Below are 25,404 nucleotides of genomic sequence, written 5' to 3'. Positions count from 1 at the left end.
AAACCGAGCTCAAGGCTCGGTTTACTTCAATCATACTAAATGTATGTGGGGGTATTAGGCAGTTAATCGTTGCTTAATTAAACCTGAGATTTTGCCCATATCGGCACGACCTTCGGCTTTGCTTTTGATTATACCCATTACTTTACCCATGTCTTGCATACCTGCTGCGTTAGTATCAGCAATAGCCGCGTCAATGAGAGCAATAATTTCTTCTTCACTCAATTGTTGAGGTAAAAAAGCTTCAAGTGCTGTAATTTCATTGGCTTCAATATCAGCTAAATCATCACGCCCAGCATCTTTGTACTGAGTGTAAGAGTCGCGACGTTGTTTAACAAGCTTCACTATAACGGAGGTAATACCTGCGTCGTCTAGTGTTATTTGCTCGTCAATTTCACGTTGCTTGATTGCAGCAAGTACCATACGAATAGGGTTAAGACGTTGTTTGTCTTTGGCTCTCATCGCATCTTTTTGCGCATCTTTTAGCGTTATTAAAAGGCTCATTTATACAAGACCTAATATATTAGTATAATTTAACGCGACGAGCGTTATCACGAGAAAGTTTTTTCATGTGACGTTTAACAGCAGCTGCTTTTTTACGCTTACGCTCAGCTGTTGGTTTTTCATAGTGCTCGCGACGACGAACTTCTGAAAGGATACCTGCTTTTTCACATGAACGCTTGAAGCGACGAAGTGCTACGTCAAACGGTTCGTTCTCTCTTACTTTAATTACTGGCATTAAAAATTCACCTACCTAAATTATGAGCGTTGCTCAAGTTGATCAAACATTGATCAAGTGGTTCAAAAATGGTGCGGTATTGTAATCCGAAGCAACACCACATGTAAAGGATAATATTAACAGAAACACAGCAGCTAAAACAGTGTTAATTTATATGGCGTTGGTACAGTCTACAAAAAACCTGACCTGCCTTTTTCTCTTTAATTAACAACCAGTTATTTGGTGCTTTAAACGAGGTTAGCTCAGTTTCTACCTCAACATATATCAATGCTTCGGGGTCGAGCCATTGATTATTTTCCAATAAATCACAGCATGATTGAGCTAAATTTTTGCGAAATGGCGGGTCAATAAAAACCAAATTAAATGTGTCACTGGTGTTTTTTCTCTCTAAAAACGTCAGTGTATTGGTATTAACGACTTGCGCGTTTTGTGCATCAAGCGTCGCAATGTTTTGCTCTAATTGTTTTGCTGCTTGTGAATCAAGCTCTATGAATGTGGTGTGTTTTGCAAAACGCGACAATGCTTCAAATCCCAATCCACCGGAACCGGCAAAGCAATCGAGAGTGTGCGCATCGCGGGTATCGTGCATCAACCAATTAAACACCGTTTCTTTAATTCGGTCGGTTGTAGGACGCAGACCTTGAACATCTTTTACTGGCAGTTTTCGACCGCGAAATTGGCCGCTAATGATTCTAATAACCCCATCAGCTGATTTATGAGTGGTGTTATTTTGTGTGGTTTTTTTTCTCATTTAACTCACTAAAAATTGGTATCTATGATCTAGCTCAGATAATATTGCAATCATATCACGGCGTGTCATTTTTCAACTGCGCTAAAAGTGTTACTATTATGCACCCTCGAGGATAACGTGTTGCTAAAAGCAATTATTTAGACTTAAAAGCACGCTATCATTATCGTTAGTTTATCAGATTTTTATAAGTGGTTATTAGCAAGTATGGCAAAAAAAAGTAAATTCATGTCGTGGCTCGGTTTTGGCAAGTCAGATAAAAAACAAGCAGAAGCTGATAAACAACAAGCATTCGCAAAAGAGCAGGCAGAAAAAGCCGAACAAGAGCGTTTAGCCGCAGAGCAAGCTGAGGCAGAGCGCTTACAAGCTGAAGCAGAAGCCGAGCGTATAGAACAAGCACGAATTGCAGCTGAACAAGATCGTTTAGCACAAGAGCAAGCTGAAAAAGCTGAGCAAGAACGTTTAGCTGCAGAGCAAGCTGCGGTAGAGCGTTTACAAGTTGAAGCAGAGGCCGAGCGTTTAGAGCAAGAGAAACAGGCGCAAGCACAGCGCGCAGCGGCAGAAGAAAAACAAGCGATTGAACACGCTAACGCAGAGCTATTAGCTAAACAGCAGGCAGATGCAGAGCAGCAAAGACAAGAGCAAGCCAAACGTTTAGCAGAACAAGAAGCGCAAATGCAGTTAGAGCAAGAGCGCATTGCAGCAGAAAAAGCTGAGAACGAGCGTTTAGAACAACAGCGTATTGCAGCAGAACAAGCTGAGAACGAGCGTTTAGAACAACAGCGTATTGCAGCAGAGCAAGCTGAGAACGAGCGTTTAGAACAACAGCGCATTGCAGCAGAGCAAGCTGAGAATGAGCGTTTAGAACAACAGCGCATTGCAGCAGAGCAAGCTGAGAATGAGCGTTTAGAACAACAGCGCATTGCAGCAGAGCAAGCTGAGAATGAGCGTTTAGAACAACAGCGCATTGCAGCAGAGCAAGCTGAGAATGAGCGTTTAGAACAACAGCGCATTGCAGCAGAGCAAGCTGAGAATGAGCGTTTAGAACAACAGCGCATTGCAGCAGAGCAAGCTGAGAATGAGCGTTTAGAACAACAGCGCATTGCAGCAGAGCAAGCTGAGAATGAGCGTTTAGAACAACAGCGCATTGCAGCAGAGCAAGCTGAGAATGAGCGTTTAGAACAACAGCGCATTGCAGCAGAGCAAGCTGAGAATGAGCGTTTAGAACAACAGCGCATTGCAGCAGAGCAAGCTGAGAATGAGCGTTTAGAACAACAGCGCATTGCAGCAGAGCAAGCTGAGAATGAGCGTTTAGAACAACAGCGCATTGCAGCAGAACAAGCTGAGAACGAGCGTTTAGAACAAGAGCGACTGACCGCAGAGCTTGCAAAGGAAGAAGCTATAAAAGCGGAAAAACCTAAAAAAGAAGGTTTTTTCTCTCGCCTCAAAAAAGGCTTACTGAAAACACGCGTTAATATTGGTTCTGGCTTTGCCTCAATTTTCAGCGGTAAAAAAATTGACGATGAGTTATTTGAAGAATTAGAGACTCAGTTACTCACTGCCGATCTTGGTGTTGATACCACCATGAAGCTAATCGATAGCCTGACCGACGCCGCTGATCGCAAGCAGCTTAAAGATGGTGATGCGCTTTATGAATTAATGAAGCAAGAAATGGCAACTATGCTGAAAACAGCAGAGCAGCCTTTAGAAATACCAGCAGACAAAAAACCTTTCGTTATCCTTATGGTAGGTGTAAACGGCGTAGGTAAAACCACCACCATTGGTAAAATGGCGAAACAATTTCAAAACCAAGGTAAATCGGTAATGCTTGCTGCCGGTGATACATTTAGAGCCGCAGCAGTAGAGCAGCTTCAAGTTTGGGGTGAGCGTAATAGTATTCCTGTTATAGCTCAGCACACTGGTGCTGATAGCGCCTCAGTGGTATTTGATGCCTTTCAAGCCGCTAAAGCGCGTAATGTTGACGTGTTAATTGCCGATACAGCAGGGCGCTTGCAAAATAAAGATAACTTAATGCAAGAGCTTGAAAAAATAGCCCGTGTGATGAAAAAAGTAGACCCAGATGCACCGCATGAAGTGATGCTGACAATTGATGCTGGCACAGGCCAAAATGCTATTAGCCAAGTAAACTTATTTAACCAATGTGTAGGTTTAACAGGTATCACACTATCAAAGCTTGATGGCACCGCTAAAGGCGGGGTTATTTTTGCCGTTGCTGATAAGTTTAATATTCCTATTCGTTACATTGGTGTAGGTGAAAGTATTGATGATTTACGCACCTTCAAGAGCGATGACTTTATTGACGCGCTATTTAGCCAAGATGAGGACGACGTTTAATTTACCAAAAGGGAGCCTGCTCCCTTTTTAATTGCAAGGAATACCAATTGCGTTAGGACGTTTAATGAGGTTGGCATAATAAAAAAATGATAAATTTTCAGCAAGTAAGTAAAACCTATGCCGGTGGGCATCGCGCGCTTGAAAAAGTGAGTTTTCATATAAAACCAGGCGAACTGGCTTTTTTAACGGGCCACAGTGGTGCCGGTAAAAGTACACTTTTAAAGCTTATTAGCTTGATGGAACGCCCCTCTGCGGGTAATGTGTTTATCAATGGCGTGGATTTGAATAAGTTAAATTCACGACAAATTCCGTATGCACGCCGCGACATTGGTATTATTTTTCAAAATCATCGTCTATTAGAACGATACACGGTGTTCGATAACGTTGCTTTGCCCTTAATTATTGAAGGGACTCACCACAAGCAAATTGCCAAGCGTGTGCATGGCGCGCTCGATAAAGTGGGCTTGTTAGATAAAGTACGCTGTCATCCCTCCACACTCTCTGGCGGTGAGCAGCAACGTGTAGGGATTGCACGAGCCATTGTTAATTCTCCTCCTATACTATTAGCTGATGAACCTACCGGTAACCTTGATCCTGAGTTATCGATGGAAATATTACGCCTGTTCGAAGATTTTAATAAGCATGGCACCACGGTTTTAATTGCCACCCATGACTTGGGGTTAGTATCACGAATGAAGTATCGTAGCTTAACGCTTCATGATGGGCGGATGAGCCAAGATCCACTGGCTGAGGGTGTATTATGAGTTTACTGTTCAAAAGCCGTCAAAATAGTAATGATAAACAAAAAAAATCCGTATTCTCTGGCGGTTACTTTTTCATTATTAATATTTTTCGCCAAGGTGTGTACAGCCTAGGAGAAATGTGGCGCACGCCATTAGCCTCTATGATGACTATTGCTGTTCTGGGTTTGAGTTTAACCTTGCCCGCAACGTTATACTTAGTGGTTAAAAATGTGCAGCAAGTGAGCAGTGGTTTTGAGCAAGCCAGCGAAATATCCTTGTTTGTAAAAGAGGATATGAGCGAGCAAGAAACACAAACTTTAGTTAAACGCTTAGCGCTATATCCTGAAATACAAAGTGTGACTTTTATTTCTCGCACTGAGGCTTTGGATGAATTCAAAGAAATGTCTGGGTTTGGTCAAGCTTTAGAATACCTAGATAGTAACCCATTACCGAATGTGGTTTTAGTTACACCAACCCAGCGACATAGCCAACCTAATGCGGCTAAGCTATTGCTTAAAAAACTTGAAGGTGAACGCGAAGTTGATTTTGGTAAGCTTGATATTGCTTGGCTTGAACGTTTAAATGCATTACTCAGTTTGTTAAAAGAAAGTGTAATTACGATTGCGCTATTATTACTTACCTCAGTGACGCTTATTATAGGCAACACAATTCGTTTATCTATTATGGATAAAAAAGAAGAAATACAGGTAATGAAGCTCGTAGGGGCAACTAATACCTTTATTCATGCCCCCTTTTTATGGACTGGCATTTGGTATGGCGTGATTGGCGGGTTGTTTGCTTTTATTTGCGTAGCATTAATGATGTGGTGGCTATCTGCTGCGGTAAGCAGTGTTGCAGGGGTATATCAAACCAGCTTTACGCTAATAGGGCTTAGCCTTAATGAATTTGGCGCGTTGGTATTGTTGGCCACTAGCTTAGGCTTTATTGGTTCTTACTTATCGGTTAACCGTTACATCTCAGAAATAGAACCCGATAAGGTTTAGGGCCCTAATATAATTCTTAAAACTGTCATGTTTTAAGTTTAAAATTATAAAAAAGCCAAAGCAAAAAGATTAATCTTTGCTTTGGCTAAACCAATTCATAGGTTATTCAGTCGCCTAGTGTAGACTGACTTAACACTAAAAAAACCACTTGATTTATGATTCAAAAAAGTTTTAAATTCAAGTTAGCACTCTTGCTAAAAGAGTGCTAAGATGGTTTCAAATGTTTATCACCGAGGTGAAAAATGAGTAAAGATTTATACGCAATGGCACTTACAGTTGGGCAACAAAGCGCAAGTATGGATGGCTATCTTCAAGCTGTTAGTACTATTCCTATGCTTAAAGTTGAGCAAGAGCAGGAACTTGCAAAAAAACTTCAGGAAGAAGGCGATCTTAGTGCTGCAAAGCAACTCATTATGTCGCATTTGCGCTTTGTAGCGCACATAGCTAAAAGCTACTCGGGTTACGGGTTACCCCAAGCTGATTTAATTCAAGAGGGTAACATTGGACTGATGAAGGCAGTAAAACGTTTTGACCCATCAGTGGGTGTACGTTTGGTTTCATTTGCGGTTCATTGGATCAAAGCCGAAATTCATGAGTTTGTGCTTAAAAACTGGCGTATCGTAAAAGTTGCGACAACCAAAGCGCAACGTAAACTGTTTTTTAATCTTCGTAAAAACAAAAAACGTTTAGGCTGGTTTAATCAAGCCGAAGTTAGCACAGTAGCGAGCGAGCTAGGTGTGAGTGAAAAAGAAGTGCGTGAAATGGAATCGCGTATGAGCGGTCAAGACATGGGCTTTGACTTAACGGGCGACGATAACGACGATGCGCCAACCAGTACTTACTCACCGGTACAATACTTAACCGATGGTTCTGCTGACTTAGCCGATGATATTGAGCAGCAACAATGGCAAGAGCAGTCGCATACGCGATTATTTAGCGCTTTGAAAACCCTCGATGAGCGTTCTCAAGATATCGTTAGCGCACGCTGGTTGTCAGATGATAAAGCAACACTGCAAGAGTTGGCTGAAAAATACAGCGTATCAGCAGAGCGTGTTCGCCAGCTGGAAAAAACAGCAATGAAAAAATTACAAAGTGCGATGAGTTAATCGCACTTAAAAAGTTATAAAGCCCTGCATGAAAATGCGGGGCTTTTTTTTAGTTAAAAAAAGAGGTTAACAAAAAGTATCGTTTTTCTTATTTTGCTTACCTCTAGTCACATCTGTATATCTTTTAATTAAATATACCCTAGTTAAAGTTAATGAATAAGTTTGGTTTTAATTTAAATACATGATTTTAGTTTGTTTTTAATTTGGGTATATGAAAATATTCGCGCACCTGAGCGACTTGTCGTTCAAACCGTAGCCTAAATTAAATTATTAATTGCTGTGCTTATTGCCTTTCAATTTCATTTAACGCGAGTATTTACACTCAATATGAACTCATATTCACTAAAGAAAAAGATCTTGCTATCGGTGGTTCTTGCCCTAGCCGTTATTATTGTATTGCTATCGTGGAATAGCTACACCTCTCAAAAAGCGTTACTGTTAAAAAGCAGTATTGATAATGTAAGTCAGTCTGGTAAGCAACAAGCTGCGAGTATTGAAGATTGGCTAGCTAGTCGTCAGCAGATCGTAGAGTCAGTTGCGAGTAAGGTTGAGGGCAATACGCTCAGCTCATTACAGCAAGCTCAAGTGTCTGGTGGTTTTCAATTAACTTACTTTGGAGATAGTATCGGGAAAATGACTGACTCTGATCCAAGTATTGATCGAACCGGCTACGACCCGCGCACTCGTCCATGGTATAAACAAGCACAGCTGAAAAATGGCACCGTAATTACCAAACCTTATTTAGATACTGCGTTTAATCAGTTGGTTGTTTCTATTGCTAAAACCACACAAAGTGGCGTGGTAGCGGGTGATTTATCGATTGAGTCTTTGGTTAATGATGTTAATACTATGTCTTTACCGGCAAATGGCTATGCCATCATGATGCATCAAGATGGCACTGTGATTGCCTATAAAGACACTAAAAAAGTAATGGCAGATATTACGCATATTGACTCGAAAATAAATCACCAATTCATTTTATCTAATAGTCAAAACGGTGAATTTACTCCCCTTTATTTTAAAGATGAAGGCCGAGAGAAGCTTGTTTGGGGTGAAAATATAAATAATACCGATTGGCAGTTGCTATTTGTACTGGATAAAGAAACCTTAGAGGCACCGCTAATTAGTTTATTAGTAACTCAACTCGTATTAGTCAGTGTGGCACTTTTGTTGAGCGTGTTGGCTATTTCATGGTTATTAAGTGTGTTACTTGCGCCGTTAAGCCGAGTATCACAAGCGTTATCAACAATTGCTGATGGTAACGGTGATTTGACCCAGCGTATTAGTGTTGATACACAAGATGAAGTTGGGGTACTGGCTGATAGTTTTAATCGCTTTGTAAGCAGCCAGCATGAGCTTATAAGCCATATTCGCCAGTTAGCTACTGATTTAGATTTTGATGCAGAGAAAAGCTTAATCACCAATCAAAACAGTGTCAGTGAGTTGCAGCGTCAGCAGCAAGAAGTGGCGATGGTTGCCACTGCGGTCACAGAAATGGCGAGTGCAACCCATGAGATTGCTGCTAATGCCGAAAATACCGCGACGGCATCACAGCAGTCAGCGCAAAGTAGCCGTGAAGGTAAGCTGTTAGTTGATAAAACCAGAAATACGATTAATTCACTTGCGGGTGAAATAGACCAAACAACCACCGTCATTGGCGAACTAAGCTTACATGCTCAGGCTATATCGAGTATTTTGACTACCATTCAAGAAATTGCTGAGCAAACAAATCTCTTAGCACTCAATGCCGCAATAGAGGCTGCCCGTGCTGGTGAACAAGGGCGTGGCTTTGCAGTGGTTGCCGATGAGGTGCGTGTACTATCAAGAAGAACGCAAAACTCCACAGCAGAAATTTACACCACCATAGAAACCTTACAAAATACGACCAAAAAAGCAGTGAGCTTGATGGACAGCAGTAAGGGGTATGCTAACAATAGTGTGGATGATGTTAATGCAGCAGCTCATGCACTAGAGGAAATCACCTTAGCAGTGAATGAAATTTCTGATATGGCGGGTCAAATAGCGGTTGCAGCAGAAGAGCAAACGCAAGTGACTAATGAAATTACTAGAAATACGGTCGCCATTAAAGATGTAACCGATGAAATTACTACCTCAGCCACTGCGCATTTAAGCCAAGCTGAAGTATTAAAAGACAGAGCTACAGATTTAAATGCCAAAGTAGCAACATTTATTTTATAAATATAATGCGCATAAGTGAGTTAAATTAACTGATGGGTTAGGGGGTTTACTTACCCCATCAGTTTAATGAAATAGCTTCTTGCTGAGCTATTTGTACATATTTACGTTCGACCAGTTGCGATACTGGCACAAGTTCAAATCCTTGCTCACTTAATTGCGGCAAAGCGTGGCGTAAAAAATCGATGGTTTCGGGGTAGGGATGCGCTATTGCAATGGCAAACTGATACTTAGTTGCTTTTGATTTTAGCTCTTCTAATCTTAATTGTAGTTGCTCTGTGGTCGTTATATTGTCTAAAAATACATGTCGACTAATATTTTCCACTCCCAAAAAGTTGGCTGCATTCTGAGCTTGGCTTAATTCAGTTGTACGGCTATCAAGAAAATACAGCTGGCGTTTTTTGAGTACTTCCATGGTCCATTTCATTGCTTGGCTTTGTTGAGTCAGCGCAGAGCCCATATGGTTATTAACTCCTTTAACTTGCGGTAAACTGGCCAGCGCATTCCCGAGCGTTTGTTGAAGTTGTGCTTTATCCATATTTAAAGTGAGCGCACCAGGCCCGAGTTTTTTACCATTTAAAGCCTGCATAGGAACATGCAACAGGAGCTCTTTATTTGACTGACTAGCAAGGGTTGCAAATATTTGAGAATAGGGGGTGTGGGGCAATATTGAATAGGACAACTGCCCAGGTAAACTCAGGAATTCTAAATCACGTTGATGATAACCTATGTCATCGATCACTATGGCTATTTGCTTGGCTTTAACAGCACTCGATGTTGCAAATAAGGCTAAAAACAGCCCAGCTAACACCATTAAATTTATAGTTTTCACGTTTTATAATTTTTATTATCTTTGTCGTGTTTAAAATAATTTACCGAATTTAGTGCATGTTGAGTAGCTGTTTTGCCTTAGTTAACTGGATATCGGCTAAATCTTCAGTGCTAAAAACGGTGTTTTGTTCTAATTGTTCATTTTTTATTATAACGGCTTTATTTGTTTGTGGAAGCGTTGTTTGATTAATCGCCACATTCGGGGTCACGCCAATACCTTCAATCGATTCACCTGATGGCGTAAAGTAGCGTGCGGTAGTTAGTTTTAAGGCGGTATCACCATCGCCTAATGGAATGAGTGATTGTACCGACCCTTTGCCAAATGACTGACTCCCCACTATTTTTGCACGCATATTTTCTTTTAGTGCTGCAGCCAGTATTTCTGCTGCAGAGGCTGAGTTTTCGTTAATCAGTACGACAATAGGTGCGCCTTTTAAAATATCGCCGCGTTTAGCGTAAAACGACTGATTAGAATCATAAAAACGTCCTTTGGTTGTTACTATTAGACCATCTTGTAAAAAGAGATCTGCCACAGCAACCGCGCTTTTTAAAGTCCCGCCAGGGTTGTCTCGTAAATCAATAATTAAGCCTTTTAATGCGTGGCCGTAATGGTTTTGCATAGCGGCTATTTGTAAGGCAACTTCATGCAAGGTGTGATTTGAAAAGGTATTTATAGCAATATAACCGCTACCAGCATCAAGTAGTTGCTTAGTTACACTGGCCAGTTTTATTTGTTTTCTGCTGAGGTTAAATATGAGCGGTGTTAGATTGTTATTTCGGATAATACTTAGTTGTACTTTATTGTTGGGGCTGTCTTTAATTTGCTGCGCGACTATATCAATAGGACTATTTTTAATCTGCTGATTATTAACTGCTGTAATAATATCGCCAGCTCGCAGGCCGACTTGTTTAGCAGGCGAATTATTAATTACTTTAACAATCGTGGTGCGCTGCTCAATATTTTTGACCTCAATGCCTAAGCCAGTATAGCGACCATTGGTATTATCAAATAACGCATTTAGCTCATTTTTATCTAAATATTTAGAGTAGGGATCGAGTTTAGAGTATAAGCGTTCAAATTGAGAGGTGTTGTATTCAATGTATTCACTGTTATGCAGTGCCAAATCATCAACGTAGTAGGTATGGATATTAAACAGTATTTCATTTATTTTTTGGCTTTCTAAATCTTTGACCGAACTGGCATGAGCATTATTTATAAAGCCAAAAAGTGCCAATAAAAAAAATAACTGCAAACAAAACCAAAACATTGGTTTTGTTTGCGATACTTTTTTTTGGCAAATGTGTGTGTTTATCATAACTGCCTCTACTAGGATGCAGTTATTTTAAGATTAAATACGTCTGCACCATTTTATGGGATTAACAGCACGCCCTTTGTGGCGTATTTCAAAGTATAGACCAGAATCGGCTTGTCCACCGCTTTGCCCAACTAAAGCAACGCTTTCACCCTCTCTGACCATATCACCCACATCTTTGAGTAAGGTTTGTGCATGCCCGTATAAGCTCATAAAGCCTTCTCCGTGGTCCACAACAATCACCCAGCCGTAACCTTTTAACCAATCTGCAAATACCACCTGACCGTTATGAATGCTATTTACTGAAGTGCCCTCTGCAGCAGAAATTAACACGCCTTTCCAGTTAATTCCGCCGTGCTTACGTTGGCCAAACTTGTGCGTTAGTTTGCCTTTACTCGGCCAGCTTAATCTTCCTTTATTTTTATTTAGGCCCAATAGCTCAATTTTTGTGGTTTTTTCTTCTTCAAGTTCTTTAATAGTTGCGATCAGCGTTTGTTCGTTCTCTTCTAAGTAACTAATTGAATTTTTTGTTTTATTTAACTGCTTTTTTAGATTTTTTAGGCTGGCTTGGCGCTCATTTTTAGCGTCAAGAAGCGCTGCTTGTCGCCTTTTTTGTTCATCAAATAAAGCAACTAACTTTTCTTTTGTTTTTTCAAGCTCAGCTTGGTTTTTCGCAATTTCTATTTGCAGCGCTTTAAGTTCATCAAGCTGCTTTATGCGGGCTTTATTTAAGTAGTTGTAATAGCTAAGCGTACGTTCAAATTTAGCGGTATCTTCTTGGTTAAGCAGCATTTTTGAATAGTCATCACTACCTGCCATATAAGCACTTTTTAACTGTGCTGCTAACACACGCTGAAATTGGGCTTGTTGTTTTTCAAGCTTTACCGCGCGTTGTTGTTGCTCTGCTTGCTGTTGTTGTGTTTTTTTAACGGATTGCTCAGCCATATTGAGTGCTTTAGCGTTTTTCGCTATAGCGAGTTCATGTGCTTTTAGCTTTTGCTGCTGTTTAGCTATTTCTTTTTGCTGTTGTTGATATTCAGCTTGGCTTTGCTCTAAAGCCACTTGAACTTGGGATAGGTCTTTTTTAGTACGATCTTCATTAGCCACGGCAACGCCAGTGACTAATGAATGCAGTACACAAATACACGCAATGACGCGGTATGCGCTTTTTTTCATAGGTTATTTCAACACCATAATTGGCGACCCTGTCATTTCTGCAGGTTGCTCTAACCCCATTAAATGCAGCATGGTTGGGGCAACATCGCTCAAGGCTTTGCCTGAATAAGCTTGTGCATCGCGACCTACATAAATAAACGGCACGGGCTCACTGGTATGTGCTGTGTGCGCTTGGCCTGTTTTAAGGTTTGCCATTTGCTCTGCATTGCCATGATCGGCGGTAATAAGTGCTTCGCCGCCATATTCTTTCAATGCATCCACTACACGGCCAATACAGTTATCTACTGCCTCACAGGCTTTAACTGCAGCCTCAAATACACCTGAATGACCGACCATGTCGCCATTAGGGTAGTTACAAATAATGGCATCGTATTTTCCACTTTTTATTGCTTCTACTAGCTTATCGGTAAGCATTTTTGAGTTCATTTCTGGCTGCAAATCATATGTTGCAACCTGAGGTGATGGAATAAGTTCACGGGTTTCGCCGTCAAACTCATCTTCTCGTCCACCACTGAAGAAAAAGGTAACATGAGCATATTTTTCAGTTTCAGAAATACGCAGTTGAGTTTTACCTTGTTTTTCAAACCATTCGCCAAGTACGTTATTAAGCGGCGTGGGGCCAAAAGCAACAGGCGCATCTATATCGGCTGCGTATTCAGTCATCATCACAAAGCCGCTAAGCTTAGGCGATTTTTTCTTATTAAAGCCGTCAAAGCCAGGCTCTACAAAGGCGCGGGTTATTTCGCGTGCGCGGTCTGCTCTAAAGTTTGCAAATATAATGGTGTCGCCATCATTTACTTTTACAGATTCGCTGCCTTTAGGAGTGATCGTGCTGGCTGCTACAAATTCGTCATTTTCATCGCGCTCATAAGCGGCATTTAGTGCACTTACGCCTTCTTCATAATCAAAATCGCCTTCACCTAAGGTGATTAAATTATAGGCTTTTTCAACACGATTCCAGCGGTTGTCTCTGTCCATAGCATAGTAACGGCCAATTAGTGAGGCTAAACGACCACATTTAAGTTCGCTAAATAAGGCTTCAATACGCTCAATAGACGCTTTAGCACTACGCGGTGGTGTGTCGCGTCCATCTAAAAAGGCATGAAAGTACACCTCTTTAGCGCCGCGTTTTGCAGCCAGTTGTATACTGGCAACAATATGATCTTCGTGGCTATGCACGCCACCTGGACTTAACAGCCCCATAATGTGTACAGCTTTGTTGGCATGAACGGCTTTATCAATGTTTTCAACAAGTGCAGGGGTTGTATCAAATTCGCCATCATCAATGGCTTTGGTGATACGGGTAAAATCTTGATACACAATACGGCCTGCGCCTAAATTAACATGGCCCACCTCAGAATTACCCATTTGGCCATCAGGAAGGCCGACATCTAAACCCGATGCTGAAATTAATGTATGAGGACGTGTGGCCCAAAGCTCATCTAATACAGGGGTGTTAGCAGCTAAAATAGCATTGCTTTGCTCATCTTCTCTGTATCCCCAGCCATCTAAAATCATTAATACCAGTGGTTTTTTATGCTCTGTCATAGTCACTCCTGAAAAATTAGCGTTGCTAAAATACACGCTAACATTAATGCCAACATGCCAAGTCTTAGCATACCGCGTTTTATAGCTAGGATCAGCAATGAAAAGAAGATATTAAAAATTTTCAATTAGGATTGGCTAAATTGAAAACTTTAAAGGGCTAGGTTATTTTTCAGTTAAAAAGAGCAGGGCATTGTGGCTTTCAAGTGTGCTTAAACTCGCATTTTTAGCTGATTTGGGTATACTTGCGCGGCTAATCTCTATTTTATTCAAGTATTGAATAGGGTTGTGGGGTAAGTTAAGCCTATCTTGTAGGTGAAAATTCAGAGTAGCCTAACAGCGCTCTATTGATTTGCTGATGAGTGACTGCTCATTGTGCAAGTGCAATTGGTAAGAATTTAAAATATCTAAAACATCCGTTTTAGTATGTAACTTTATAGTGGAAGTCGAATGGATCAATATATTGAATTTGTCTCAAACCATCCAATTCTAAGCCTAGCTTGGGTTGCGATTGCGTTTCTTATTATTAGTGGCGCAATAAAAAGTAAATTTTCAGCAATTCGTCAAATCAATCCTCAGCAGTTAACGTTACTTATTAACCGCGAAGACGGCCAGGTTGTTGATATGCGTGGGCAAAAAGAGTTTAAAACCGGCCATATTGCCGGTGCTGTGCACTTAAACCCAGAAAAAGCTAAAGAATCTGATTTCTCGACCCTTGAAAAGTATAAGAGCAAACCCATTATAGTGGTATGTGCTGCAGGCATGACTGCTTCAGGTGTTGCAACCGCAATGCATAAAGCAGGCTATGAACAGGTTTATGTTTTATCTGGCGGTATGGGTGCGTGGCAATCAGCAAGTCTGCCAACAACAAGCGGTCGCTAATATCTCTTAGCTAAACCGATTAAGGATTAATTATGAGTAACGTTGTTTTATACACCAAAGGATATTGTCTTTTTTGTCATCGCGCATTAGCGCTGTTAGACAGCAAAGGTGTAAAATACACAAATATTGATATTGGCGTTCAGCCAGAGCTTCGCGATGAAATGATCGCCAAAGCCGGTGGCGCAAGCACGGTTCCACAAATTTTTATCAACGATGAACACATCGGTGGCTGTGACGACATGATGGCACTAGAAGCACAAGGTCACCTTGATGCTAAGCTCAGTGCTTAATTTAATTAATTATAATAAATAACAGGTTAGGAATAACAATGAACGAACAAAATCAAAACGCAGCAGCAGAAGCTGATGCAGGTGCACAGTTTACTATCCAACGTATTTACACTAAAGATGTATCGTTTGAAACGCCAAATTCGCCAGCTATTTTTCAAAAAGAGTGGGCTCCAGAAGTAAAATTAGATTTAGATACACGCTCTAACAAACTTGATGAAGGTGTTTACGAAGTAGTGCTTGCACTAACTGTAACGGCATCTATCGGTGAAGAAACTGCGTTTTTATGTGAAATTCAACAAGCAGGTATCTTTACGATTGCTGACGTTGAAGAAATGCAATTAGCGCACATGCTAGGTGCATTTTGCCCTAACGTGTTATTCCCGTATGCACGTGAAGCGGTATCTAACTTAGTAAATCGTGGTACGTTCCCACAACTTAATCTTGCGCCAGTTAACTTTGACGCATTATTTGCACAGTACATGCAGCAACGCACAGCGCAAGCTGAGCAGGCTACAGCAGACGCTTAATTTATGAATACAGCCACATCAGCTGTTACTGTTTTAGGGGCGGGGTCGTATGGCACCGCCCTTGCTATTTGTTTAGCCCGAAATGGTCACAAAGTGACTTTATGGGGACGCAATAGCCAAGACGTTGCGACGCTTGCAGCTGAGCGAAAAAATCAACGTTACTTACCTGATATTCCTTTTCCTGACACCTTAATCCTTGAAGCAGATTTACAGCGTGCAACGCAAAGTAGCGATATTGTTTTGGTTGTTGTGCCAAGCCACGCATTTGCTGACACATTAAAGCAAATCAAACCTGCTTTGCGCCCAAATGCAAAAATAGCATGGGCCACCAAAGGACTAGAGCCAAATACTGGGCGTTTGTTACAAGAAGTGGCAGTGCAAGAACTCGGTGAAGAAGTACCATTAGCGGTGCTTTCCGGGCCAACTTTTGCCAAAGAAATGGCTAAGGGCTCACCAACCGCTATTTCGGTGTCATCAACGTCATCAGCATTTGCGAAACAAATTGCCGATTTATTACATTGCGGTCGCTCGTTTCGAGTGTACAACAATGATGATTTTATTGGTATACAGCTAGGTGGTGCGGTTAAAAACGTAATTGCTATTGGTGCAGGGATTTCTGATGGTGTCGGCTTTGGTGCAAATGCACGTACCGCGCTTATTACCCGTGGTTTAGCAGAGTTATCGCGTTTGGGTTGTGCTCTAGGTGCAAAGCCAGAGACCTTTATGGGGATGGCTGGATTAGGCGATTTAATTCTTACCTGTACCGATAATCAGTCGCGCAACCGCCGTTTTGGTTTAGCCTTAGGTCAAGGTGAAAGTGTTGATGATGCGATTGCATCAATCGGCCAAGTAGTTGAAGGCTTTAGAAATACCAAAGAAGTATATTTACTCGCGCAGCGTGCTGGTGTTGAAATGCCAATCACTGAGCAAATATACAAAGTACTTTATGAAAATAAAGACATGAAAGCAGCTGCTATGGCCTTATTAGGTCGTGAACAAAAGTCAGAATAAAACGAACTGCTAGGTTTTAGGTGACAGTTATTTTTGTTTACCTAAAACCTAAAACCTAAAACCTAAAACCTTATTGGGCGTTTGGAAAACCAAGCTGACGCCAAGATTCATACACAAACACAGCGACCGCATTAGATAAATTCATACTACGGCTATCGGCTTGCATAGGAATACGCACGCGTTGCTCGTTTGGCAGTGCTTGAATCATCTCATCAGGCAGACCTCGAGTCTCAGGACCAAATACCAAACAGTCACCCGCTTCATACTGTGCTTGGTGATGAAATTGACTACCTTTAGTAGTGCACGCATACACTTTTTTAGGTTGGCACTTTTCTAAGTAAGCATCAAATGAGGCATGGCGTTGTACATGGCTAAATTCGTGATAGTCAAGTCCAGCGCGTTTTACACGTTTGTCATCCCACTCAAACCCTAACGGTTCAATTAAATGCAATGAATAGCCAGTATTGGCACATAAACGAATGATGTTCCCGGTGTTAGGCGGAATTTCAGGTTGGTATAAAACAATATCCAGCACAATAAGCCCTATAAAATCTTTAATTTGACTGGCTCAGTATACACGAACAATGAATAAAAAATGATATACTACAAACATTAAATACATCTTACACTTGGACAGATACGTGCATAATCGCAGTTATGAATTTTGGGTCAAAGCTTCAAGCATAGTGACCATGGTCATGGTGAGCCTAATGATTGCGACCAAAGCATGGGCTTGGCTGGCGTCGGGTTCGGCGTCGATGCTTGGCTCACTCACTGATTCATTAATGGATATTACCGCGACGCTAATGAGCTTTTTGGTTCTATCGTATGCACTGCGTCCTGCGGATGATGACCACCGGTTTGGTCACGGTAAAGCGGAGGCGCTTGCAGGGTTAGGCCAAGCTGCATTTATTGCGGGCTCGGGCTGTTTATTAATGTTTCACGGTATCGAGCGATTAATAAACCCAGTAGAGCTTTCGCACTCATTATTAGGTGTATGGGTGAGTATTTTTGCCATTGCTTGTACTTTGGTAATTGTATTTGTGCAAAATAAAGTCGTGAAGCACACAGAATCAATCGCTATAAAAGCCGACTCCGTTCACTACAAGGGCGATTTAATTTTAAATGCGGCGGTATTGCTTGCTATTTTACTCGCCTATTATGGCGTACTGTATGCCGACCCATTGTTTGCTATCGGTGTGGCAGGTTATTTATTGTATAACAGTTGGGATATAGCAACCGAAAGTGCCTCGCATTTAATGGACAAAGAGCTATCCGATGAAGAAAAGCAAAGTATTTTTGAAATAGCGCGTAACCATAATGATGTTTATGGGGTGCACGGTATTCGCACTCGACAGGGCGGTAAAGTTAAGTTTATTCAACTGCATTTAGAGCTTGATGACAATTTACCGCTTATTCGTGCCCATAAAGTGGCAGATGAAGTGGAGCTGATGATCACTCAGCAATTTGAATCTGAAGTTGATATTTTGATTCACCTAGATCCACTGTCACTGAGTAGTTAACCTACAGACTCGCAAAATTTATACAGGCTAGTTAGCAGTGATTGGCGGATATCATCACGTTCAAAAAACAGCTCGTGCTTAGCTCCTTTAAACTGCTTGATTAGCGTATTTTTATGCCGGCTTGCAAGCTTGTATTGGGCTTGATTATCAACCACTTCATCATTTTCTGCGCTGGCTATAAATAGTGGAGTGGTTATAGATAGTTTATCGAGTGCTTTAATGAACGAAAAAACGGTATGCAGCCAACCATAAGTCACACCACCTAATTGTAACAGTGGGGTTTGCTGATAAGTTGTCCTAAATTGCTCGTAACGTAATTGACTACTGGTTAAAGTATTAAGCGCAAACTCTTCAGCTGAATAATCGCTTTGTCCTAACGCATAACACCCTGAGAACCCTAATAATGACGCACTGGCAGCGATAAACTGTGCTACGGGTTTTGGTATTCCTTTAGTATGAATATCAAACATGGGCGCAGATAAAAACGCCCCACTAAAGTCATGTGAGTAACGTGCTAAGTAATCAAACGCAATGGCGCCGCCCATTGAATGGCTAAGCAGTAGTTTTTTACCTTGCCAGTGCTGCTGCACCACCTTTTCATTAAACTGGTTAAGATCGTGACTGTAATCTTCAAATTGTTTGACATAGCCTTTATGTGGGTTTTTTAATAACCGATAAGAGCGCCCTTGGCCTTGGTGATCAACAATAAAAACAGCAAAATTATTACAATAAAGCTCCCAAAGCAGCTCTTTGTATTTATCGAGTCCTTCAATGCGCCCAGAACTAATAACAATGGCAGTGTGAGCCTGTTTAGGCTTAGCGTAAGCATAAAATAATTTACCGGCAGCCGTGCTTAAATAGGCTTTTTTGAGTGTATTAGTATAAAACTCATTAATGGCAGGCAGGTTACTTTTAAGCTCGCTTTCATTGCTATAGAACATGGTCTCTCTTTTGTATTGGTAAGCTTATCTCAACGCATAACCCGCCAGCGTCCTTATTTGATAAAGCTAAATTTCCGCCGTGGGCAATCACCGCATTTTTTGCAATGGCTAAACCCAGCCCAGTGCCGCCGCTGACTCGGTCGCGGGCGTCTGATTGCCTAAAAAATGGCTCACATAGTTTATCAAGTTGCGCTGCGGGAACGCCAGGGCCGTCATCACATATTTGTATAGTGATGATATCACTGTGTTTTAAGGTGATGCTAATAGTATGTTGTGCGTATTTAATTGCATTACGTAAAATATTTTCTAGAGCACTGGCAATCAGCATTTCGTCGCACTCTATATTTACCTGAGCATCACCTTGAATATGCAGCGTTTTATTGTGCTGTTTTGCTTCAAACTGAGCATCATTAATCACATGGTCAACAATCACTTGCAACGACTGTATTTGCAGCGATAAAGGTTGGCTATTAGCTTCTAGGCGCGATACCTGCAGTACATCGGTTATCATTTTATCCAGCTGATTAGCTTCTTTTTCAATACGCAATAAATACGATTGGCTTGCTTCACTTGCTTGCATTTGTGCCAACCCCGTAGCCATTTTTAAACGGGTTAGTGGGGAGCGCAATTCATGGGATATATCGGCAAGTAAACGCTTTTGAGCGCTAAGTAGTTGCTCTAATTGATCAGCCATACGGTTAAAATCGCGTCCTAAAACTCCAAGCTCATCTTTTCGCTGACTATTTATTGCCGCGCGCGCACTTAAATCGCCATTTGAGAGTCTAATTGCAGCTTGTTTTAAACTATTTATAGGGGCAATTAAGTTACGACTAAATAAAAAGCTTAATGTAAGTGAGGCGATAATGGCGATAGAAATTTTTAACCAAACCGGCAACAATCTTAAGCGAATAAAGAGCGGTCGCTGTTGATTTATATCGATTTCATATAACGCAAATTCGCCTTCAGGTACTCGAATGCGCACAGGGCCAAAAGCTTGGTAATATTCAGTAAAAATAATTTGAGGTGGCATGCCTTCACTAAAGTTCAGTAAGCTAAAATCAATATTATTCTCAACTTTTTTACTGATCAAAAACTCATCGCTACTTAGTGAATTTAAATAAAGTAACTTGCGTTTACTCAAACGCGGGTGAGTAATAATGTCATGAATAGAGCGTTTGTGTTTATGTGCACTACGTTCGATACCTCGAGCCAAGTGTTCTAGATTTTTTTGCATGGGCCCTTTTAGGGGGTCATGGCTAATAGCATTGATCAGCGAAATATTACTTAAGAAAAATAGCGCAGTAAAAGTGCCAATGATCGTTAGCCAAAACCAAGCAAAGACTTTAAAAAACAAATAATGTCGAGGGTGTCTTAACCAGCTAAAACGCGTTAATTTACTCTCCTTGGATAAAGACATAACCCGTCCCTCGAATAGTTTTAATTTTTTCACCCGCGATATGCTCGGCTATTTTTTTTCGAATATTACTCACATGCATATCAATAGAGCGATCAAATGACGCTAAACGCCGTCCTAGTACCTCTTCGCTTATTTGCTCTTTGCTTATAACATCAGGAGCGTGTTTTACTAATAAAGCCAATATTTCGTATTCGGTACCCGTAAGCGTGAGTGTGGTGTTATTTACACTGGCTTCACGCGTGGCAAAGTTAATAGTAATACCGTTTAAAGAGAGCTTTTTATTATTGTTATTGCTTACACTATTAATGTGTTCAATACGGCGAGTAATGGCTTTAACGCGGGCAAGGAGTTCGCGGTGGTTAAACGGTTTTGGAATATAGTCATCAGCGCCGAGCTCTAAACCAAAAATACGGTCAAAGTCTTCACCTTTAGCGGTCAACATAATCACCGGCGTTAATTTACTTTGCCTCAGTTGTTTGAGTACTTCAAAGCCATCTATAGAGGGCAACATAACATCAAGTAATATAAGCGCGTAATCGTTTTGTAAAGCAAGCTCTAAGCCTTGTTGGCCATCATGTGCGGTTTGTATGCTAAAGCCTTGTGCGCTCAGATACTCGCTTAATAGCTCACATAAACCTGTGTCATCATCAATCATTAATAGTTTCATACATTAAGCCTTACGCGCTGTTTTATGGTTTTATTTTACGCGTTTAATGTACTAAAAGTTAGTCTTTACATAACCTTTACACTGCTTTGCGTTACTTTGCATTGAGCCGGTTATAGTGAACACACTGGCTAGCAGCCAACAACCAACTCAATATTAAGGTGATGATTATGACTAAGATAAACACGCTATCAAAATTAGTACTTATTTGTGGCTTAACAGTAGCAACGCTCAGTGCGGGCAGCGCACTTGCAAAAGGTGATGGCCATAAACAAGGCCACTCTCAAGCACGCTTTTTACTCTCTGAGCGAGCAGCAGATAAACTGGCGCTTACTGAAGATCAACAAACACAACTAAAAGCGATTTTTGAAACACAAAAAACACAGCTCCAAGCACTAAGAGGGGCTAATAAAGAAGCCCGTAAAGCAATACGTGAAGCGTATAAAGAAAAAAAAGAGGTGTTATTATCAGCATCAACATTTGATGAAAACGCAGCCAAAGAGCTACTTGGCGAGCGCCAAGTAAAAGCTGAGCAAATGGGATTAATTAAACTTAAAACGCAACATCAAATTTGGCAGGTCTTAAATGCTGAGCAACGTGAACAGCTTGAAAAAATGCAACAACGTAAAGATAAAAAGCATCGCAAACAAAGAGCATAACGCTTTCAAGTAAAGCAAAAAGCCAGCTTTTAGCTGGCTTTTGTTTTTAAGTCGTTTTATTACTTAAAAAAGTCATCTTCGTTTTTTGCCATCATTGCTTCAATATCTTCAATCATGTCTTGGCTGAACTCATCTGCAGATGTAATCGGCGCTGAAATTTTATTATTTTCAAACGACCATTCACCTAAATCAATAAGTTGGCAACGTTTTGAACAAAAAGGGCGATTCGGACTTTGTGCTGACCATTCTACTTTTGCTTTACAGGTTGGGCAGTTAACCACTGTTGGCATAATTTACTCTCACATTAATATAGGCTTTGCGACTCAATTTATAATAAACGGCTAAGCTTTCTATTTAAAAACTAGTGACACGATTAATCTCAGCAAGTGAGGTCACACCCTCTGCGGCTTTACGAATACCCGATAAACGCAAATTGTTATATCCTGCTTTAAGTGATACCTCAGCAATTTCTAATGAGTTACCGCCGCGCATTATAATTTGCGCTATTTCAGGCGTAATTTTCATTACTTCGTAAATACCAACACGGCCTTTGTAGCCATCGGTACAGTTTTCACAGCCTTTAGGTGCGTATAAAACCATGTCTTGAATTTGTTGTTCACTAAAGCCTTGGCGTATAAGCTCTTCGCGAGGTAACTGCTCTGGTGTTTTACATTTAGAGCATAACCTTCGGGCTAAACGCTGAGCTATAATTAAACTAATAGAACTGGCCACATTATACGCGGGTACACCCATATTTAACAAACGAGTAATCGTTTCTGGCGCTGAGTTGGTATGCAGTGTTGACAGCACCAAGTGACCTGTTTGCGCCGCTTTAATTGATATTTCTGCAGTTTCTAAATCACGTATTTCACCCACCATCACCACATCGGGATCTTGACGTAAAAACGCCCGCAGTGCATTAGCAAAAGTCATATCTGCTTTAGTATTTATTTGTACTTGGTTAACCCCTTCGAGGTTAATTTCTACCGGATCTTCGGCGGTACTAATATTCCGCTCCGGCTGATTGAGTATATTTAAGCCCGTATACAAAGAAACCGTTTTACCTGAACCAGTTGGGCCGGTAACCAAAATCATTCCTTGCGGTTGCTCAAGTGCATCGAGGTATAGTTTTTTCTGCTCGGGTTCATAGCCTAATACATCAATACCTAGCATGGCACTGGATGAATCAAGAATACGCATTACAATTTTTTCGCCCCACAAAGTTGGCATGGTACTAACACGAAAATCAATGCTTTTACGCTCTGTTATCTTAAGCTTAATACGGCCATCTTGTGGTTTACGCTTTTCTGCAATATCCAGTCGCGACATTACTTTTATTCGCGCCGATAGCTTACTGGCCAATGTATTTGGCGGGCTGGCTACTTCGTGCAAAATACCATCAATGCGAAAGCGAATACGGTATTTGTGTTCATAAGGTTCAAAGTGTAAATCTGAGGCGCCTTTTTTTATTGCATCCATTAAAATTTTATTAATGTAGACAATTATCGGGGCGTCGTCTTTGTCATCGTCTTTAGGAGTGTGTTCTTTGTGCTGCTCAGAATCGAGTTCAGCGAACTCTTTAAATTCGTCTTCACTTAAATTTAAACTGCCAGTGGCATCGAGTAATTGCTCAATTTTGTTATCGAGCTGGACGTAGTCAACCACAACTACTTCGCACGATAAACCCGTGCTAAATTCAAAGTTTTCAAAGGCACCATAATCGGTAGGATCTGAGGCGGCAATATACACTTTTCTGCCTTTTTGTACCAAAGGCAAAATATGGTGTTTGCGGATCAGTTTTTCTTTAACCAGCTCAGCTGATATTTGTGCAACATTAAAATCTTTTAAATCAAAAAAAGGCACTCTAAATAAATCAATGCATTGCTCAGCTAAATCTTTACTGTCTATTTTTCCACATTTAGAGATAAGCTCTGCAGTTGAGGCAAAATCTTGCTGCCGTGTTTTTACGGTATCAGTATCAACCCGGCCGAGGGTAATAAATTTTCTTAATAACGGTGAGTTAATATTCATTGCGCACCTGATTTAATCCTTCTTTAGTCAGCAATTTATCAGAAAAAAGAAAGGAATACATTAATCGTACCAATCCAAGCGATTTATACTGATAAAAATATCAGTAAATTGCGCTGCGATTGGGTTAATTTATTTATATTGTAGACTTAGCTTGCTGTAAATAATAATTATGCAGTTTAAGTAAGTCTTGTTTTACATCGCTTAGGTCGCGGTTATTATTTAAAATATCATCCGCTTTTTGTTGTTTATGCTCTCGAGACATTTGTGCGTCAATAATTTGCTCTGCTTGTTCAATGCTTATATTGTCGCGCTGTGTAGTACGTGTAATTTGCACCTCTTTGGGAACATCTATTAGCAAAGTACGATGACAGTAGCCATCAAGCCCATTTTCAAATAATAGTGGGGCAACTAACACCACGTAGTCGCTTTGCGCGTTTTTTAAATCAATAATAAGCTGAGTGCGTATTAATGGGTGCAGCAGGGCATTGAGCCATGTTTTTTGCTCAGGGTTACTAAAAATGCGCGCTCTTAGCGTGCTGCGATTTAAAGCGCCATGTTCATCGAGTATATCATTGCCAAAATGCGCAATAATCGCTTTTAGGCCATCAGTGCCGGGTTCAACCACTTGGCGAGCCACTATATCTGCATCCACAATAGTAATTCCTAGTGCTGCCAACATATCGCTAACTGCGGTTTTACCACAGCCAATTCCGCCAGTTAGTCCCAATACCCAGTTATTTTTATGATGTTGTGTATTGCTCATAGTTAGTAGCCAATGAAATTAAAATAGCTGTTTTGCAGTTGCGTTCCCCATAGCATAGTGATCCAACCGGCTATTGCTAAATAAGGGCCAAAAGGAATAGGGGTTGCTTTGTCTTTACCTTGAATGCTCAGTAGAGCAATGCCAATTACTGCGCCAACCACGCTTGAGAGCAAAATAATGGTCAATAACGATTGCCAACCTAGCAATGCGCCAAACACCGCAAGTAATTTAAAGTCGCCATAGCCCATGCCTTCTTTGCCGGTTATTAATTTAAACAACCAAAACACACTCCATAAGCTTAAATAGCCACATGCTGCGCCAATAATGGCATCGCTAGGGGCAATGGTATGACCCATAACTGAGGCTATTAGTGCTAACCATAAAAGTGGCAAAGTAAGCTGGTCCGGCAGTAGCATGTGATCAATATCAATAAAAGTCAGTGCTACCAACGCCCAAGTAACTACAATGTACAATAAAGCCTGCTCTGTAGCGCCAAAGGTGTGGGCAACCACTAAACTTAAAATAGCGGTAATGGCCTCAACGAGAGGGTAACGTACTGATATTGGGTTGTTACAGGTTGCGCATTTACCTTTTAATAATAACCAGCTAATTATAGGGATATTTTGCCACGGTTTAATGGCCGCTTTGCACTTTGGGCAACATGAATTGGGTTGAACTAAGTTAAACGTGTCAGTAGTGTGTTCAGTGGTCTGTTTAGCCTTTGGGCTGGTTAGTTCATCGGCTAATAATAAGCGGCATTCAGTTTGCCATTCTTTTTGCATCATCAGCGGTAAGCGATATATCACCACATTTAAAAAGCTACCAATACATAAACTCACCAGTCCAATAGTGGTTAAGTAAAACCATAAATGGTTTTGCATCGCGGCGGTGATATCAATAAAAAGACTTTGCATTTATTTTACCTAAAACTAAATTCTGTGTT

Annotated in this window: 26 protein-coding genes; 11 read left to right on the top strand and 15 right to left on the bottom strand. The window is 40.9% G+C overall.

The window, feature by feature from the left end; translation table 11 throughout:
- Window positions 1-54 precede the first annotated feature (54 nt).
- From PISS_RS13830 to rsmD, 3 genes are all read right to left on the bottom strand, one after another.
- Window positions 55-501, bottom strand: a complete 447-nt coding sequence (locus PISS_RS13830; RefSeq protein ID WP_016899740.1) for a GatB/YqeY domain-containing protein — start codon at window positions 499-501, stop codon at window positions 55-57.
- 19 nt (window positions 502-520) lie between these two features.
- On the bottom strand, window positions 521-736 hold the full coding sequence (rpsU, locus tag PISS_RS13825; protein WP_002957797.1) for a 30S ribosomal protein S21: 216 nt from the start codon (window positions 734-736) through the stop codon (window positions 521-523).
- A gap of 145 nt (window positions 737-881) precedes the next feature.
- Entirely contained in the window at window positions 882-1,487 is a 606-nt protein-coding gene (rsmD, locus tag PISS_RS13820) for a 16S rRNA (guanine(966)-N(2))-methyltransferase RsmD (protein WP_013465959.1), read from the bottom strand.
- 204 nt (window positions 1,488-1,691) lie between these two features.
- Between rsmD and ftsY the strand changes: the two genes are divergently transcribed.
- The 5 genes from ftsY (at window position 1,692) to PISS_RS13795 (ending at window position 8,891) form a co-directional block, all read left to right on the top strand.
- Complete coding sequence (gene ftsY / locus PISS_RS13815) at window positions 1,692-3,839, top strand: signal recognition particle-docking protein FtsY (RefSeq protein WP_096040839.1); 2,148 nt, start codon at window positions 1,692-1,694, stop codon at window positions 3,837-3,839.
- Window positions 3,840-3,925: 86 nt separating this feature from the next.
- Window positions 3,926-4,603, top strand: coding sequence for a cell division ATP-binding protein FtsE (gene ftsE / locus PISS_RS13810; protein ID WP_013465956.1), 678 nt, complete (start codon window positions 3,926-3,928; stop codon window positions 4,601-4,603).
- Entirely contained in the window at window positions 4,600-5,586 is a 987-nt protein-coding gene (gene ftsX, locus PISS_RS13805) for a permease-like cell division protein FtsX (protein WP_028835596.1), read from the top strand. The genes ftsE and ftsX overlap by 4 nt, the downstream gene beginning before the upstream one ends.
- Window positions 5,587-5,828: 242 nt before the next feature.
- Window positions 5,829-6,692, top strand: coding sequence for an RNA polymerase sigma factor RpoH (rpoH, locus tag PISS_RS13800; RefSeq protein ID WP_013465954.1), 864 nt, complete (start codon window positions 5,829-5,831; stop codon window positions 6,690-6,692).
- Window positions 6,693-7,019: 327 nt separating this feature from the next.
- Window positions 7,020-8,891 carry a methyl-accepting chemotaxis protein gene (locus PISS_RS13795; protein WP_058155285.1) on the top strand — a complete coding sequence of 624 codons (1,872 nt, stop codon included), beginning with the start codon at window positions 7,020-7,022 and terminating at the stop codon, window positions 8,889-8,891.
- Between the two features lie 58 nt (window positions 8,892-8,949).
- Here PISS_RS13795 and PISS_RS13790 read toward each other — a convergent pair whose 3' ends face one another.
- From PISS_RS13790 to gpmM, 4 genes are all read right to left on the bottom strand, one after another.
- Entirely contained in the window at window positions 8,950-9,702 is a 753-nt protein-coding gene (locus PISS_RS13790; protein WP_013465952.1) for a divergent polysaccharide deacetylase family protein, read from the bottom strand.
- Between the two features lie 67 nt (window positions 9,703-9,769).
- The gene (locus tag PISS_RS13785; RefSeq protein ID WP_058155284.1) at window positions 9,770-11,035 is read right to left on the bottom strand and encodes a S41 family peptidase; all 1,266 of its coding nucleotides are present in this window, start codon (window positions 11,033-11,035) and stop codon (window positions 9,770-9,772) included.
- Window positions 11,036-11,068: 33 nt separating this feature from the next.
- Entirely contained in the window at window positions 11,069-12,208 is a 1,140-nt protein-coding gene (locus PISS_RS13780) for a murein hydrolase activator EnvC family protein (protein ID WP_058155283.1), read from the bottom strand.
- 3 nt (window positions 12,209-12,211) lie between these two features.
- Window positions 12,212-13,756, bottom strand: coding sequence for a 2,3-bisphosphoglycerate-independent phosphoglycerate mutase (gene gpmM, locus PISS_RS13775; protein WP_058155282.1), 1,545 nt, complete (start codon window positions 13,754-13,756; stop codon window positions 12,212-12,214).
- A gap of 447 nt (window positions 13,757-14,203) precedes the next feature.
- Between gpmM and PISS_RS13770 the strand changes: the two genes are divergently transcribed.
- The 4 genes from PISS_RS13770 to gpsA are packed head-to-tail and all read left to right on the top strand — an operon-like array spanning window position 14,204 to window position 16,463.
- Window positions 14,204-14,635 carry a rhodanese-like domain-containing protein gene (locus PISS_RS13770; RefSeq protein ID WP_013465947.1) on the top strand — a complete coding sequence of 144 codons (432 nt, stop codon included), beginning with the start codon at window positions 14,204-14,206 and terminating at the stop codon, window positions 14,633-14,635.
- A 32-nt stretch (window positions 14,636-14,667) separates the two neighbouring features.
- Window positions 14,668-14,925 (top strand): glutaredoxin 3, encoded by a 258-nt coding sequence (gene grxC / locus PISS_RS13765; protein WP_058155281.1) that lies wholly within the window; start codon window positions 14,668-14,670, stop codon window positions 14,923-14,925.
- A gap of 38 nt (window positions 14,926-14,963) precedes the next feature.
- Window positions 14,964-15,452: a protein-export chaperone SecB gene (gene secB, locus PISS_RS13760; protein WP_013465945.1), complete on the top strand. Its 489-nt coding sequence runs from the start codon at window positions 14,964-14,966 to the stop codon at window positions 15,450-15,452.
- A gap of 3 nt (window positions 15,453-15,455) precedes the next feature.
- Window positions 15,456-16,463: an NAD(P)H-dependent glycerol-3-phosphate dehydrogenase gene (gpsA, locus tag PISS_RS13755; RefSeq protein ID WP_058155280.1), complete on the top strand. Its 1,008-nt coding sequence runs from the start codon at window positions 15,456-15,458 to the stop codon at window positions 16,461-16,463.
- A gap of 70 nt (window positions 16,464-16,533) precedes the next feature.
- Here the strand turns inward: gpsA and trmL are convergent, their stop codons facing one another.
- Entirely contained in the window at window positions 16,534-16,998 is a 465-nt protein-coding gene (gene trmL, locus PISS_RS13750; RefSeq protein ID WP_058155279.1) for a tRNA (uridine(34)/cytosine(34)/5-carboxymethylaminomethyluridine(34)-2'-O)-methyltransferase TrmL, read from the bottom strand.
- A 106-nt stretch (window positions 16,999-17,104) separates the two neighbouring features.
- On the opposite strand from trmL, the gene PISS_RS13745 reads away from it, so the two are divergent.
- On the top strand, window positions 17,105-17,986 hold the full coding sequence (locus PISS_RS13745) for a cation diffusion facilitator family transporter (RefSeq protein WP_470381968.1): 882 nt from the start codon (window positions 17,105-17,107) through the stop codon (window positions 17,984-17,986).
- Here PISS_RS13745 and PISS_RS13740 read toward each other — a convergent pair.
- From PISS_RS13740 to PISS_RS13730, 3 genes are read right to left on the bottom strand one after another with little or no spacing between them, the layout of a single operon-like run.
- On the bottom strand, window positions 17,983-18,927 hold the full coding sequence (locus PISS_RS13740; protein ID WP_036956693.1) for an alpha/beta fold hydrolase: 945 nt from the start codon (window positions 18,925-18,927) through the stop codon (window positions 17,983-17,985). The genes PISS_RS13745 and PISS_RS13740 overlap by 4 nt on opposite strands.
- On the bottom strand, window positions 18,917-20,344 hold the full coding sequence (locus tag PISS_RS13735; RefSeq protein WP_036956692.1) for an ATP-binding protein: 1,428 nt from the start codon (window positions 20,342-20,344) through the stop codon (window positions 18,917-18,919). The genes PISS_RS13740 and PISS_RS13735 overlap by 11 nt, the downstream gene beginning before the upstream one ends.
- Window positions 20,322-21,011 (bottom strand): response regulator transcription factor, encoded by a 690-nt coding sequence (locus tag PISS_RS13730; protein ID WP_016899750.1) that lies wholly within the window; start codon window positions 21,009-21,011, stop codon window positions 20,322-20,324. The genes PISS_RS13735 and PISS_RS13730 overlap by 23 nt, the downstream gene beginning before the upstream one ends.
- 167 nt (window positions 21,012-21,178) lie before the next feature.
- Between PISS_RS13730 and PISS_RS13725 the strand changes: the two genes are divergently transcribed.
- Window positions 21,179-21,667: a Spy/CpxP family protein refolding chaperone gene (locus PISS_RS13725; protein ID WP_036956691.1), complete on the top strand. Its 489-nt coding sequence runs from the start codon at window positions 21,179-21,181 to the stop codon at window positions 21,665-21,667.
- A gap of 59 nt (window positions 21,668-21,726) precedes the next feature.
- Here PISS_RS13725 and yacG read toward each other — a convergent pair whose 3' ends face one another.
- The 4 genes from yacG to PISS_RS13705 all read right to left on the bottom strand — a co-directional run bounded on the left by yacG (window position 21,727) and on the right by PISS_RS13705 (window position 25,375).
- Window positions 21,727-21,957, bottom strand: a complete 231-nt coding sequence (gene yacG, locus PISS_RS13720) for a DNA gyrase inhibitor YacG (protein WP_024601728.1) — start codon at window positions 21,955-21,957, stop codon at window positions 21,727-21,729.
- 64 nt (window positions 21,958-22,021) lie between these two features.
- Window positions 22,022-23,698, bottom strand: coding sequence for a type IV-A pilus assembly ATPase PilB (gene pilB, locus PISS_RS13715; protein WP_024601729.1), 1,677 nt, complete (start codon window positions 23,696-23,698; stop codon window positions 22,022-22,024).
- 133 nt (window positions 23,699-23,831) lie between these two features.
- On the bottom strand, window positions 23,832-24,461 hold the full coding sequence (gene coaE / locus PISS_RS13710) for a dephospho-CoA kinase (RefSeq protein ID WP_058155278.1): 630 nt from the start codon (window positions 24,459-24,461) through the stop codon (window positions 23,832-23,834).
- Window positions 24,462-24,463: 2 nt separating this feature from the next.
- Window positions 24,464-25,375: a prepilin peptidase gene (locus PISS_RS13705; RefSeq protein ID WP_058155277.1), complete on the bottom strand. Its 912-nt coding sequence runs from the start codon at window positions 25,373-25,375 to the stop codon at window positions 24,464-24,466.
- Window positions 25,376-25,404 lie beyond the last annotated feature (29 nt).

The organism is Pseudoalteromonas issachenkonii (assembly GCF_002310795.1).
Classification (GTDB): domain Bacteria; phylum Pseudomonadota; class Gammaproteobacteria; order Enterobacterales; family Alteromonadaceae; genus Pseudoalteromonas; species Pseudoalteromonas tetraodonis.
The sequence above is the reverse complement of the archived record's forward strand: the minus strand, read 5'-3'. Positions and strand labels throughout refer to the sequence as shown.

Excerpts from the sequence above, each read along its gene's own strand:
- PISS_RS13730 (WP_016899750.1), bottom strand. The coding sequence starts at position 21,011 with ATGAAACTATTAATGATTGATGATGACACAGGTTTATGTGAGCTATTA.
- grxC (WP_058155281.1), top strand. The coding sequence starts at position 14,668 with ATGAGTAACGTTGTTTTATACACCAAAGGATATTGTCTTTTTTGTCAT.
- PISS_RS13780 (WP_058155283.1), bottom strand. The coding sequence starts at position 12,208 with ATGAAAAAAAGCGCATACCGCGTCATTGCGTGTATTTGTGTACTGCAT.
- gpsA (WP_058155280.1), top strand. The coding sequence starts at position 15,456 with ATGAATACAGCCACATCAGCTGTTACTGTTTTAGGGGCGGGGTCGTAT.
- coaE (WP_058155278.1), bottom strand. The coding sequence starts at position 24,461 with ATGAGCAATACACAACATCATAAAAATAACTGGGTATTGGGACTAACT.
- rpsU (WP_002957797.1), bottom strand. The coding sequence starts at position 736 with ATGCCAGTAATTAAAGTAAGAGAGAACGAACCGTTTGACGTAGCACTT.
- ftsX (WP_028835596.1), top strand. The coding sequence starts at position 4,600 with ATGAGTTTACTGTTCAAAAGCCGTCAAAATAGTAATGATAAACAAAAA.
- PISS_RS13785 (WP_058155284.1), bottom strand. The coding sequence starts at position 11,035 with ATGATAAACACACACATTTGCCAAAAAAAAGTATCGCAAACAAAACCA.
- PISS_RS13790 (WP_013465952.1), bottom strand. The coding sequence starts at position 9,702 with ATGGTGTTAGCTGGGCTGTTTTTAGCCTTATTTGCAACATCGAGTGCT.
- gpmM (WP_058155282.1), bottom strand. The coding sequence starts at position 13,756 with ATGACAGAGCATAAAAAACCACTGGTATTAATGATTTTAGATGGCTGG.
- pilB (WP_024601729.1), bottom strand. The coding sequence starts at position 23,698 with ATGAATATTAACTCACCGTTATTAAGAAAATTTATTACCCTCGGCCGG.
- rpoH (WP_013465954.1), top strand. The coding sequence starts at position 5,829 with ATGAGTAAAGATTTATACGCAATGGCACTTACAGTTGGGCAACAAAGC.
- PISS_RS13705 (WP_058155277.1), bottom strand. The coding sequence starts at position 25,375 with ATGCAAAGTCTTTTTATTGATATCACCGCCGCGATGCAAAACCATTTA.
- ftsE (WP_013465956.1), top strand. The coding sequence starts at position 3,926 with ATGATAAATTTTCAGCAAGTAAGTAAAACCTATGCCGGTGGGCATCGC.
- secB (WP_013465945.1), top strand. The coding sequence starts at position 14,964 with ATGAACGAACAAAATCAAAACGCAGCAGCAGAAGCTGATGCAGGTGCA.
- PISS_RS13735 (WP_036956692.1), bottom strand. The coding sequence starts at position 20,344 with ATGTCTTTATCCAAGGAGAGTAAATTAACGCGTTTTAGCTGGTTAAGA.
- PISS_RS13740 (WP_036956693.1), bottom strand. The coding sequence starts at position 18,927 with ATGTTCTATAGCAATGAAAGCGAGCTTAAAAGTAACCTGCCTGCCATT.
- ftsY (WP_096040839.1), top strand. The coding sequence starts at position 1,692 with ATGGCAAAAAAAAGTAAATTCATGTCGTGGCTCGGTTTTGGCAAGTCA.
- PISS_RS13830 (WP_016899740.1), bottom strand. The coding sequence starts at position 501 with ATGAGCCTTTTAATAACGCTAAAAGATGCGCAAAAAGATGCGATGAGA.
- PISS_RS13770 (WP_013465947.1), top strand. The coding sequence starts at position 14,204 with ATGGATCAATATATTGAATTTGTCTCAAACCATCCAATTCTAAGCCTA.
- PISS_RS13725 (WP_036956691.1), top strand. The coding sequence starts at position 21,179 with ATGACTAAGATAAACACGCTATCAAAATTAGTACTTATTTGTGGCTTA.
- rsmD (WP_013465959.1), bottom strand. The coding sequence starts at position 1,487 with ATGAGAAAAAAAACCACACAAAATAACACCACTCATAAATCAGCTGAT.
- PISS_RS13795 (WP_058155285.1), top strand. The coding sequence starts at position 7,020 with ATGAACTCATATTCACTAAAGAAAAAGATCTTGCTATCGGTGGTTCTT.
- yacG (WP_024601728.1), bottom strand. The coding sequence starts at position 21,957 with ATGCCAACAGTGGTTAACTGCCCAACCTGTAAAGCAAAAGTAGAATGG.